Source organism: Fructilactobacillus lindneri DSM 20690 = JCM 11027 (assembly GCF_002907375.1).
Classification (GTDB): Bacteria; Bacillota; Bacilli; order Lactobacillales; family Lactobacillaceae; genus Fructilactobacillus; species Fructilactobacillus lindneri.
In genome coordinates, this window is sequence record NZ_MIYK01000021.1 from 26,568 (window position 1) to 37,034 (window position 10,467).

The 10,467-nt window shown below is 35.7% G+C and carries 14 protein-coding genes and 1 pseudogene; 11 read left to right on the forward strand and 4 right to left on the reverse strand.

Translation table 11 applies throughout. The annotated features are described in order from the left end of the window. Nucleotides 1-85: 85 nt before the first annotated feature. Nucleotides 86-184: pseudogene (locus BHU33_RS07230) on the reverse strand (putative holin-like toxin); the annotation flags it as partial. A gap of 234 nt (nucleotides 185-418) precedes the next feature. Between BHU33_RS07230 and BHU33_RS07680 the strand changes: the two are divergent. The 7 genes from BHU33_RS07680 (at nucleotide 419) to BHU33_RS07550 (ending at nucleotide 6,065) form a co-directional block, all read left to right on the forward strand. Then, entirely contained in the window at nucleotides 419-1,417 is a 999-nt protein-coding gene (locus BHU33_RS07680; RefSeq protein ID WP_225355268.1) for a hypothetical protein, read from the forward strand. 117 nt (nucleotides 1,418-1,534) lie between these two features. Then, nucleotides 1,535-2,119 (forward strand): recombinase family protein, encoded by a 585-nt coding sequence (locus tag BHU33_RS07240; RefSeq protein WP_056997545.1) that lies wholly within the window; start codon nucleotides 1,535-1,537, stop codon nucleotides 2,117-2,119. A gap of 180 nt (nucleotides 2,120-2,299) precedes the next feature. Next, nucleotides 2,300-3,109, forward strand: a complete 810-nt coding sequence (locus BHU33_RS07245; RefSeq protein WP_054646847.1) for a ParA family protein — start codon at nucleotides 2,300-2,302, stop codon at nucleotides 3,107-3,109. Nucleotides 3,110-3,112: 3 nt separating this feature from the next. Next, on the forward strand, nucleotides 3,113-3,355 hold the full coding sequence (locus BHU33_RS07250) for a hypothetical protein (RefSeq protein WP_003590746.1): 243 nt from the start codon (nucleotides 3,113-3,115) through the stop codon (nucleotides 3,353-3,355). 624 nt (nucleotides 3,356-3,979) lie between these two features. Further along, nucleotides 3,980-5,164 (forward strand): replication initiator protein A, encoded by a 1,185-nt coding sequence (locus BHU33_RS07255; protein ID WP_054646846.1) that lies wholly within the window; start codon nucleotides 3,980-3,982, stop codon nucleotides 5,162-5,164. A 108-nt stretch (nucleotides 5,165-5,272) separates the two neighbouring features. Further along, nucleotides 5,273-5,569, forward strand: a complete 297-nt coding sequence (locus tag BHU33_RS07260) for a type II toxin-antitoxin system RelB/DinJ family antitoxin (protein WP_054646845.1) — start codon at nucleotides 5,273-5,275, stop codon at nucleotides 5,567-5,569. Continuing rightward, a complete protein-coding gene (locus BHU33_RS07550; RefSeq protein WP_054646844.1) occupies nucleotides 5,559-6,065 on the forward strand; it encodes a hypothetical protein in 507 nt (168 codons plus the stop codon). Before BHU33_RS07260 ends, BHU33_RS07550 begins: the two co-directional genes overlap by 11 nt. Here the strand turns inward: BHU33_RS07550 and BHU33_RS07270 are convergent. The 3 genes from BHU33_RS07270 to BHU33_RS07280 all read right to left on the reverse strand — a co-directional run bounded on the left by BHU33_RS07270 (nucleotide 6,055) and on the right by BHU33_RS07280 (nucleotide 7,402). Continuing rightward, nucleotides 6,055-6,333: a hypothetical protein gene (locus BHU33_RS07270; RefSeq protein ID WP_003646133.1), complete on the reverse strand. Its 279-nt coding sequence runs from the start codon at nucleotides 6,331-6,333 to the stop codon at nucleotides 6,055-6,057. The two genes, BHU33_RS07550 and BHU33_RS07270, sit on opposite strands and share 11 nt — an antisense overlap. Nucleotides 6,334-6,355: 22 nt before the next feature. Continuing rightward, nucleotides 6,356-6,565 (reverse strand): hypothetical protein, encoded by a 210-nt coding sequence (locus BHU33_RS07275; RefSeq protein WP_054646843.1) that lies wholly within the window; start codon nucleotides 6,563-6,565, stop codon nucleotides 6,356-6,358. Nucleotides 6,566-6,814: 249 nt separating this feature from the next. After that, nucleotides 6,815-7,402 carry a site-specific integrase gene (locus BHU33_RS07280; protein WP_025016518.1) on the reverse strand — a complete coding sequence of 196 codons (588 nt, stop codon included), beginning with the start codon at nucleotides 7,400-7,402 and terminating at the stop codon, nucleotides 6,815-6,817. A gap of 77 nt (nucleotides 7,403-7,479) precedes the next feature. On the opposite strand from BHU33_RS07280, the gene BHU33_RS07285 reads away from it, so the two are divergent. The 4 genes from BHU33_RS07285 to BHU33_RS07300 form a co-directional block, all read left to right on the forward strand. Then, entirely contained in the window at nucleotides 7,480-7,743 is a 264-nt protein-coding gene (locus BHU33_RS07285) for a type II toxin-antitoxin system PrlF family antitoxin (protein WP_001748062.1), read from the forward strand. Beyond that, the gene (locus BHU33_RS07290; RefSeq protein WP_054646842.1) at nucleotides 7,743-8,090 is read left to right on the forward strand and encodes a type II toxin-antitoxin system PemK/MazF family toxin; all 348 of its coding nucleotides are present in this window, start codon (nucleotides 7,743-7,745) and stop codon (nucleotides 8,088-8,090) included. The genes BHU33_RS07285 and BHU33_RS07290 overlap by 1 nt, the downstream gene beginning before the upstream one ends. Nucleotides 8,091-8,430: 340 nt before the next feature. Next, nucleotides 8,431-8,907: a phage terminase small subunit P27 family gene (locus BHU33_RS07295; RefSeq protein ID WP_054646841.1), complete on the forward strand. Its 477-nt coding sequence runs from the start codon at nucleotides 8,431-8,433 to the stop codon at nucleotides 8,905-8,907. Further along, a partial coding sequence (locus BHU33_RS07300; RefSeq protein ID WP_103434000.1) for a terminase TerL endonuclease subunit occupies nucleotides 8,904-10,467 on the forward strand: 1,564 nt, incomplete at its 3' end. The genes BHU33_RS07295 and BHU33_RS07300, both read left to right, overlap by 4 nt.

Sequence of the window (10,467 nt, forward strand, 5' to 3'; positions counted from 1 at the left end):
GCTTCCCATGTAGAGCCGTTTAAGACGGTGGCAGATTCTAACGATATTTAATAACCGCTAGCTTGCCAGAGCTAAGGCGGTTATTTTTTTGCTGACTTTTGATCAGCTCAACAATCAATGCAATTAAGGCCACGGTAAAGGTACCGAAAGCCAGCATTAATTGTAAAGCGTCCGACACGGACACTTAGGCTACTCCTTTCTTTAGGATTAATGGGCTTTAAAGGTTTAACACCATAAGCACCACCTTCGATAGGAAATAGCCACCGCCTTAACTTCTCTACAAACTTTAATTATACATAGAAAATCAAGATCAACCAAGTCAACAAGTCTGGATTATGAAGTGGGAAAAATTAGGCTTATATTTAATGTTGTTTGATTATAATGACAGTATAAAAAATTTATGCATGAAGGTTTGGCTATGGAATACACGAAAAAACAGATTAAATATAATTGGAAAAAAGATATTGAAGATTTTGCTTACAAGCTTCAATATCCCTTTGATGAAAATTATAAAAATCATCTTGCAAAAAGTTTATCAGCTATTCCTGAGGAATCATCGGATACAAAGAGTTCTCTTACAAGCTATAGTGAGGCTACTAACTACAACGCCCCTATTGGCCAGGAGTATGATGATTATCAATACTCGTATGAAGAGGGATATTTTAAAGCTTTTAAGCTTGTAATTGCTGGATCGAGCAATGATTCAGAATCTTTTTTAATGCCAGCATTATTTCTTGCCAGGCATTATATAGAGCTAAGTTTAAAAGACGAGATAACTAACGTATCAATTGCTACAGGAAGTAAATTTAATATTGGTAATAAAGAGAGCCATTGTTTGACTGAATTGAGCAATTCATTTAAAAAATTATTAGACGAAAATGATCTCAATATTTTACAGGAAAATTTTTTTGATATTATAGAGTCCATTGATAAGCTAAGTCCAAAAAGTGATGAGTTTAGATATACAACTGATGTCAGTGGTAAATATAATTTACCAATTGACTTCACTTACGATAAGGAATCCCCTAGCGTAATTAACCTAATAGTTCTTGGGCAATATTTAAATTATATATATTTACATTTATATAGTTTGTATTTCATATTAGAAGACAACGAAGAATCCATTTTGGCAGATACTGTTTTCGAAAACCCATATGTTAAAGGCCTACTGTATGGAGTAGTTCACTCAAATATTAGTAAAACACTTAACAAATCTTGCGAAGATCAGATTGCCTCAAAAATAAAGAACTGCATTTCAAGTGTAATATCTAATAATGATTTAAAAATTGAAACTAGCGATATTAAAGTTGATAAAGTTGATGATGGTTATCAAGTATTATTGGATAGCTCAAAACTGTTTATGATTTTTAAGAATGATGAATCATGGCTTTTAAAAACAAGACAATTAATTAGATGAAGACAAAGTTTAAACTCAAAAGCGGCCAATAGGGTATACCCTAGTGGCCTTTTTTGCTTCTGTGCTATACTAGGCATTAAAAGTGTTCATTAGGACTGTCCAAAAGGAGGACTGAAAGTGGCTAAAATTGGTTATGCGCGTGTGAGTTCCAAGGAGCAACATTTAGATCGACAATTAGCGGCTTTAAGAGGCGTTGATAAATTATTTACGGATAAATTAAGTGGGGCTAACACTAATCGGCCAGAACTGCAAAAAATGTTGGCCTATATTCGTGAGGGTGATATTGTCCTGGTCACTGAATTAGATCGCTTAGGCAGAAATAACCAGGACTTAACTAAGATTATGAACACCATTCAGAACAAAGGTGCCACCCTAGATGTGTTAAACTTGCCGTCCATGACAGGGATTGCGGATCCTAATTTACGCCAGCTCATGACGAATCTCATTATTGAACTGTATAAATATCAAGCTGAAAGCGAACGTAAGCGGATCATTGAACGGCAGCAACAAGGGATTGCCCTCGCTAAACAGCAGGGTAAATATCATGGGCGCAAACCCCAATATGCCAAAGATGATCCCCGTTTGCAACATGCTTTTAAGCTTTACGAGGCAGGCATGAGTGATGTCGATGTTGCCCGTAATACAGGAATTAAACGGACAACCTTTATAAGGTATCGAAAGAAATTTAATGTTAACAGATAATAGGTATGACTAATTGTTGAAGCCTATTTATACCACCAAATAAATACCTTTATGCGTTTTATGTATTCCATTAGTACTACTTTTATCTTGATTTTGCGTTCTTAAAGTTGTATTGTGTAGGAGAACAAGGTATTTGTTAAGTATTACCTTTATCTTTATATGTTAGGAGGAAAGTGTGTTATGCAAGTAATCAGTTTTATGGCTATCAAAGGTGGCGTTGGTAAAACCACAATGGCATTTCAGTTCGCCAAATTTTTACAAACACAAAATCAAAAAGTTTTGATGATCGATTTGGACGCACAGAAGAGTCTGACGGGCACTTTTGAAAATGAACATTTTAATTTCAGTGGAAAGCCCACTATTGCAGATATCCTAGAAAAACCAAGCTCCGGGTTAATTGAGACACAAGTTCAGGATAATATCGCGATAATTCCATCAACTAGCAACCTGGAAGAAGTAGCAGATCGTTTAGCCTCAAAACCAAATAGAGAATTGCTATTATTTATGTGGTTTGTTAAAAATGCGCAAGAACTGAATCAAAAATATGACTACATAATTATCGACTTGCCACCAGCTTGGAACCTGTTAAGCAAAAATGGTGTAGCTGTAGCCGATAAAATCATTTCTCCAATGGAACCAAGTCGATTTGGGTATGAAAGTCATACAAAAGTATTGCAAAGTGTGGGAACTTTACAAGATGAAGTTGTTGATCCAGTTAGTGGTAAATCATATATTACTGCCAACGTATTCTTTTTAGGCAATCGAATCAAACACAATACTAATTCTTCTCACGAATTTTTATCAGCACTCAAACATATAGATAATGTCATTGGGGTTATCCCAGAAAAGGAATTAGTTAACGCTAGTATGCTTGCAAAGGAGGGCATACTAGAATATGCAACCCAGAATGACAAGTTGCATGAACAAGAGCCATTTCTCAAACTATTAAGTGACGTGTTTTCAGAAATCCAAAAACAGGGGAATGATTAACTTATGGCAAACAAATTTGAAAAGTTTTCAAGTACCAACAACGATTACCAAGTGGCTAGAGACATTCAGCAAAAAGATGCACTTAACGAAAAATTGAATTGGGAACGAAAAGTAAAGACAAGCTTCTCAATTCAACAAAAGAATATTGATCGTTTAGATGAAATGGTTAATCAGTTGAACGCAAAATCAAGATCAACCTTATTAGATACCATAATAGAAAATGCTTATAGAGACTTTCAAGAATAATTGAGTGGGGAAAATGATGAAATCACAAATAGTTGATAGCAACAATTGATACGAAGACCTTGTATCTGATCAACGGACTCAACGGACCGATGGGGGCTGGTAAAGTATACAAGACAGAATAAAGTTGCCGGTAGGTAAGCACTATGCTAGACTATGACTAATTTAACAACCGAATAAAGAGATCAAGCTAAACAGAAAAATCCCCGATTCACGAGGAATCAGGGATTTTGGGTTTAGCAAGTAGCTACACGACAGCTACTTAGATTCAGTCGATTTTAACTTGCCGGTCTAAATCGACTGAACATTGTTCTTAATTTGTAGGTTAATTATACCGCAAACCAGTCCCAAAGGACAAGTTAAGGATAGTTAAAAACAAATTAAAGTCAATGGACTAAGTAGCTAACTGAAGCTATTTAGTCCATTTTTGTTGTTAGAAATTAAAAAAAGTTGCCGACTGGGCAACTCACAAACAGACACATGCTGGTAAATTACAAAGCCTCAAGGCTAAATGAACGCCTTGTAATTCAGTTAGAGCATATCAGATTTGTATTTTAAAGCAAATCAAATGTTTTAGCAACTCTCTTTTGAGACAGCGTGTGTCAGTCGAGAAAGGGAGTTTTTATTATGACAAAATCAACAAATTTCAATTACTATGAAGCCGATAACGTATATGGAGCCCTATTTTTCCAGTTTCCTAAGGTATTAATGTATGGCGAGCAATATAAACATTTAAGCAGTGATGCTAAATTGGCTTATATGGTACTGAAAGACCGGCTCGAGTATTCTTTGCGTAATCATTGGGTTGATGAAGATAATCATGTTTACTTTATTTTTACCGTTCAAGAACTACAAGACTTATTTAACTGCGCTACTGAAAAAGCCGTTAAAATAAAAAAAGAATTACAAACAGCCAATCTATTAAAACAAATTCAAATGGGATTTAATCCTAAAACGAAAAAGAATGAACCGAATCGTTTATACCTTTCCAAGCTCGATGTGAAAGCTACTGATGTCTATTTAAGGGGTGAATATGGACAAGAAACGCCGAAATCCCTTGCTACGAGCGGAATTTCGAAAATCGAAAGTCCGCATGACTTCGTTGACAATAGCTCTCAATCCCTTGCTACGAGCGGAATTTCGAAAATCGAAAGTCCGCATGACTTCGTTGGATCCCTTGCTACGAGCGGAATTTCGAAAATCGAAAGTCCGCATGACTTCGTTGACAATAGCTCTCAATCCCTTGCTACGAGCGGAATTTCGAAAATCGAAAGCAATCTATATAAAGACTCTAAAAACATAGATACTAATAGATACAATATAGATACTCAAAAGTTGGACTTTTCCACAGCCCATTTTTCACCAGCAGAAATTCAAAAGCAAAACCAGGATTTGGTGAACCATGCTAATGACTTCTTAACTGATGAAGACAGTGGCTTACCGGTTTTCTTAGAACCCGAAGCCGTGCAATTACTAAGTTTCTGGTGCCGCACTCCGCAACAAATGCGGCGCTTCATTGGCATTATCTTAAATGCTAAGTACCGAGTTGAAAAAGATCATCAAGATATTGGGGTTCTAATCCCGCTTGACGACGAAGAACTAAAACCTTTGATGACTAAAGCCTTAAGACGCTACTTTAACGCCCTGAGAAGCAATGAGAAGCATATCAAGAACGTGGAAAACTACTTGTACGGCACCATGCAAAACCTATTCGGCGTTTGGTGGAATAAACAAGCGGCTAGAGAATATGCGGCCAAACACCCCGAAGAAGAAAAGTCGGCCGACAACGATAACAGTGGGTTGTACTACTAGTCCTAAAAGACTACAAAATCCTTTCTAAGCGGTTTTAAGACTTACTAGTCTATATTTATACTTAAGTTAGATTTAAATGGCTTAAACAGAAGAATAGGGGGCTTTTAAATGAGTGTCAGAGCTAACCAGGCTAACCAGCTCAAAAGTTCAGCCTTTAGGATTGATAAAGATTTGGCCGATGATACCGAAGCAGTTTTAAGCGAATTGGGCTTAAATCCAACCACGGCCATTAACATGTTTTACAAGCGGATTGTTGCTAATGGTGCTTTACCTTTTAATGCGTCTTTAAGCGAAGAAGAAAGAGCTAATTTACGCTTTTTAAAGGCGACCGAAGGGACACCAGTCACCGAGTTCAAAGACGCTAAAGAGGTCGCTGATTGGCTCAACGATCCAGATGAGGACTAATGACTTAGTCAGCCTATACGTTAGTTTTGTAGAAACTAACGGTGGCAAGTCTCAGCCAGTTTTAATTCGTCGGGTATCAGAACAGACGGTCGAGGCTTTTAAAATTACTAGTCAGTATGAAAAGAAGTCGGCTTATATCAAGCAACAATATTATCCGATTCAAGATTGGCAATCCGCTGGGTTGAAGAAACCTTCCTGGGTTGATCTTGGTAATATTTATCGCTTTCTCAAAGCCGGTTTAAACTTTAAAGAAATCGGTCATTTAAGTAAGCTAGATCAAAATAAAATTTCAGATTTTACGCTTGACCTAAAATCTGAAAGAAGAGGTAAGGGTCAAAAGATAATTCAACAGCGATCAAGTAAAAGGAAGCACAAAGAAAGTAAAGCAGAGCTTACACAAAGAATTCAAAAACAGTTAAAAGACTTTGCTAAACACAATCTAGAAATTAAGCCAAAAAACAATCCTGAAAATAAAAACGATCGGCCTAGTTATTAGGTTGATCGTTTTTTAATTTATCCGGTTTATGGGCGTTAACATAGTCAGCAAATGTTTTTAAAAGTTCTTCGGTTTGTTCGACCGAGAGGTTATTAGCTTGAAAGTATTTTTCGAGTAAGGCTCCTTTTTGAATTAGTCGGCGAGAACGGGCTTTACGTGCTTGGCGGTTTTCATAGTATTTAGATTGCCGTAATTTAAAATCTTCCCGCTCAATTTTTTGTTTTAAACGCGCTTGCTGCTCGACTAGTTTTTCATATTGATTAGACATGGAATTTCCCCATCTCGTATGGCTAATGATCTACGGACTTTACCTTTAAAAATTCAGAAAATTGCTTGGCTAAAAGCTTAATCTGATCGTTAGACAAATTAGCATAATCTAAATTGGCTTGACTGATGATTTGTTTACCTAGCCGTTGTTCAATCTTATTTTTTTCAGCTTTAATCTTTTGATTAAGCTGTTTTAATTTAGCTTCTTGTTTTTCTAAGCTGCTTTGAGACATAACGATCCCTCTAATCATATTAAAAATAATCACCGACACTATATCATACAGAGAATGTTAAGTCAAAGCATAAATTGAATTAAGAATACATTCCATTCAACAACGGCAAAAATTGATTTTATGGTTATCAGAAGACCGAGTGAAACGAGGTCAATGCGCACTTACACATAGAATTTATTCTATGTTGTTCTAGACCCATTAAAAACCTGTATCATAAGTCACCGTTGGCGACAACAAAATCAAACTAATTTACCCAAAATCAATTTGGTTCAACATGTTTTCTGTACTTGCTTGATCCAAGCCTAAATAAGCTAAAGTCATTGATTCACTTGAGTGATTTAGTAAGTGCATGACTAGGCCAATATTGTAATTTGATTGCGTGTAAACACGATAAGCCCCAGTTTTGCGCATCGTATGAGTACCTAGATAATTAATTCCTAATAGATCGCCAACCTTACTCATAATTTTGTAGAACTGTTTTTCAGTAATATGACGTTCTGGGTGTTGAATTGAAGGAAAGAGCCATTCAGAATCCAGCTTATGATCAAGCAGCCATTGACGGTACAATAAGAGCTCTGTTTGAACAGGTTTAAGGTACAAGGTATTAGGTTTACCAGTTTTTCGGTCATGAATAAACGCATTTTGTTTAATAGAACCGTCCGGATTAAAAATATCGGCCTGTTTTAAGCCCATAACGTCACTCACTCGCAGTAGCGTCGCTTTACCAACTTGAAAAATCGTATAGTTACGTCGGCCAGCTTTAAAGTTATTGAGTAACGTATCTTGAACCTCTTTAAGAACGTTTGAATCTTTGATGGGTAAAACAACTTGTTGCATAGTCTTTTCTCCTTTTCTTGAGATATTAAAGCAGTTATGTTATTATTTTTGTAAGGAAAAAATAAGGAGATGATATTGTGAGCGCAGGTAATGTAACTAAGGTTAGCTCGAAGATCACAAGTAAAAATCAGATTACAATTCCTAAAACAGTACGTGAACTGTTAAAAGTTCGGTCTACTGACACAATTGAATGGCAGATTGAACCAAATGGTAAAGTAATGATTGTTCGTAGTAAACCGGATCTATGGCAACTTGTTGATGAACAAGAAAAAAAGTTTGGAAATCTCAGTACAACAGAAGTTGATTGGGGTAAAGACGTAGAAAGCGAAGACTTTGATTAATGAAATTAAAACAAGGTTCTATTTTATGGATTAATTTAGATCCGGCTAAAGGCACTGAAACTAAGAAAAAGCGACCGTGTTTAGTTGTAAGCAACGATCACTATAATCGCTATTTTAATACGGTGCTAGTTGTGCCAATCAGTACCTCTGACAAATATCGTACCCAAGAAAAGTATGCTAAATCGCCGTTATTTATCAGGATAGATAACGGGGAAATTCACGGGACAGCGTTATTGCAACATGTCCGTGCTGTCGACCCAACAAAACGATCAGATGGCGAAGTTGTGGCCACTTTATCTCAGCAAGAAATTAGTTCAATTAGTACAAAGGTCCAACAATTTTTCTGAAAAGCAGATGTTATTTATTGATAAAAGCAAAAAAATAGCCCCCAATATCTACATTATAGATATTGGGGGCTATTTTAGCAATGTTTTTGAGGGGCTATTTATAATTATAGACCCTAAACAAATGCTATTAAAACAGCCCCTACTATCTAACCGCTAGATAATGGGGGTTATTTTTTTATTTAAATGTATCAATACCCCGCCCCTCTTTTTCAATCATGGGGAGCACACACACAGTCTGACTTTCTTAACAGCAAGAAAATTTAAATTTTTTTAATAGGGGGGTCAAAAATCAAAATGCCGTTAAATCAACGTTTACGGGAAAGGAGAAGCTTAAAAGTATATGTCAAAAAAAGCACAAAAAAATAAAATTCTAACGAACCGGCCGCCTTATTATTTAAAATCTTACGCAGCAGCGATGTGGCGAAGGATTGTTCCACTTTTACAAGGACAATACGATTTTAAAAAGATTGATCAAACGCAAATTGAAATGTTTTGCATTCAATACGAGATTTTGAGGAAAGCTTATGATTCTATTGAAGACGATGGTGTTGTTAATCGAATTGAAAAGTCAGTTCAAAACGCAAGTGGTCAAATCGTTGATAAAGACCTGACCGGATTTAAACAGAATGACGCAGTTAAAGTTATTACTAATGCAATTACTCAATTAAATAAACTATCTGACAATCTTGGGCTAACTCCGGCTTCTCGTTCTTCGTTGATGAGTCTTGGCAATGATGAAGAAGATGATGACACATCTCAATCGCTTGCGAAAGTATTTAATTTAACAACTCCTAATGCTAAGGAGAATGTTAAATGAAAATAGATATTTCCAAAACAAAAGATGTGTTTGCAGCTTATTCTCAACTTGATTTTAGTGATATTAAAAAAAGATATCGAGATCCAGCGACTAAATATGCGTTTGATGTTCTTGAGCGAAAAATATTAGCTGGTTATCATATTCAGCTTGCTTGCTTTCGACATGTAAGAGATTTACAAAAACAAAATACAGAAGATTTACCATTTTTTTACGATATAAATTCTGTGGCAAGATTATTAAAGTTTGCTGAAATGTGCCCGGAAGCGGAAAGTAAGCAACCGGTCGATTTAATGGACTGGCAAAAGTTCGTTTTAAGCATGTTGATTGGTTGGCGTGGATCTAATGATAATCAAAAACGATTTTCACGTTCAATTATTTCAATAGCACGTCATAATGGAAAAACTTATTTAATGGCCATTGTACTCTGCTATTCCTTTTTAATTGAAAGCATTGGACGGAACAATTTACAGTTTCTTGTTTCATCTATCGATGCTAAACAAAGTGCTCAATTGATGGGTTATGTTAAAGAAACTTTATCTACTTTATTTTCTGCTAAAACTTTGCGGAATTTAAAAAATCCATTCTATAAACACAATGAAAAAATTGGAATTGATTTAAAAGGGCTATCAAGCCAATCGGATAAAATCATTGCTAAGAAAACACAAAATCGGATTATCCGGATTACTTTTAACTCTGGGAGTTATGATGGGTTTCATTTTACTACTGCCATTGGTGATGAATTTGGAAGTCCAGATGCTAATGATAAAAAGAAACTAAATTCAATTACATCTGGGCAAACTATGGGCGTTAAAAGCCCACAGTTCATTCGAATAAGTACAGCCTACGAAGATCCTAACGTTGAATTTCATCAAACGGAAATGGCAGTTCTTGAGACAATTGAGCGAGATTACCAACGTGATCCAGACTATTATAATTATTTAGTTTTAGATTGGGCACAAGATAACGATGATGAAACTTATAAAGCGGAAACATGGGCAAAATCAAACCCTTTGATTAATTTACCAGGGTTTAAAGAAAGCTTTTTACAGAGTATTGAGAAAGAACGAAGTGCTAGTTTAGTTACTGCTTCAATTAATAGCTTTAAAAACAAGTCTATGAACCTGTGGACTCAAACTAACGATAATTCCTACTTAACTCTTGATGATATTGAGTCAGCAATTATAGATGACTTCGATATTGATGGTAAAGATGTTTATGTTGGTTTTGATGGATCAATTGGTGGAGATAATTCAGCAATCGCATTTGTTTATCCTTATCAAGAAAATGGAGAAGACAAATTCCATATTGAACAATATTCGTGGATTCCTTGGCACGATAATGGGTCAATTGAAGCTAAAGAGAGAGCAGATGGATTAGCTTATCGTGAGTTGGCTAAAAAAGGGGTATGTGAAGTTGAACCAGACCCTGGTGTGATTGATTATGAATCTATTTTCAAATGGATTAACGCCTATATTGACGACCATCAATTAAACGTTCTGTTTTTCGGGATTGATAATGCTGCTAAAGGTAATTACATTAGTACGGCTTTGGTAAATAGTA

Bases quoted from the DNA above. Each gene is read 5' to 3' on its own strand.
- BHU33_RS07275 (WP_054646843.1), bottom strand. From the start codon at position 6,565: ATGTCTCAAAGCAGCTTAGAAAAACAAGAAGCTAAATTAAAACAGCTT.
- BHU33_RS07550 (WP_054646844.1), top strand. From the start codon at position 5,559: ATGAGGACTAATGACTTAGTCAGCCTATACGTTAGTTTTGTAGAAACT.
- BHU33_RS07295 (WP_054646841.1), top strand. From the start codon at position 8,431: ATGTCAAAAAAAGCACAAAAAAATAAAATTCTAACGAACCGGCCGCCT.
- BHU33_RS07255 (WP_054646846.1), top strand. From the start codon at position 3,980: ATGACAAAATCAACAAATTTCAATTACTATGAAGCCGATAACGTATAT.
- BHU33_RS07250 (WP_003590746.1), top strand. From the start codon at position 3,113: ATGGCAAACAAATTTGAAAAGTTTTCAAGTACCAACAACGATTACCAA.
- BHU33_RS07280 (WP_025016518.1), bottom strand. From the start codon at position 7,402: ATGCAACAAGTTGTTTTACCCATCAAAGATTCAAACGTTCTTAAAGAG.
- BHU33_RS07270 (WP_003646133.1), bottom strand. From the start codon at position 6,333: ATGTCTAATCAATATGAAAAACTAGTCGAGCAGCAAGCGCGTTTAAAA.
- BHU33_RS07680 (WP_225355268.1), top strand. From the start codon at position 419: ATGGAATACACGAAAAAACAGATTAAATATAATTGGAAAAAAGATATT.
- BHU33_RS07245 (WP_054646847.1), top strand. From the start codon at position 2,300: ATGCAAGTAATCAGTTTTATGGCTATCAAAGGTGGCGTTGGTAAAACC.
- BHU33_RS07260 (WP_054646845.1), top strand. From the start codon at position 5,273: ATGAGTGTCAGAGCTAACCAGGCTAACCAGCTCAAAAGTTCAGCCTTT.
- BHU33_RS07290 (WP_054646842.1), top strand. From the start codon at position 7,743: ATGAAATTAAAACAAGGTTCTATTTTATGGATTAATTTAGATCCGGCT.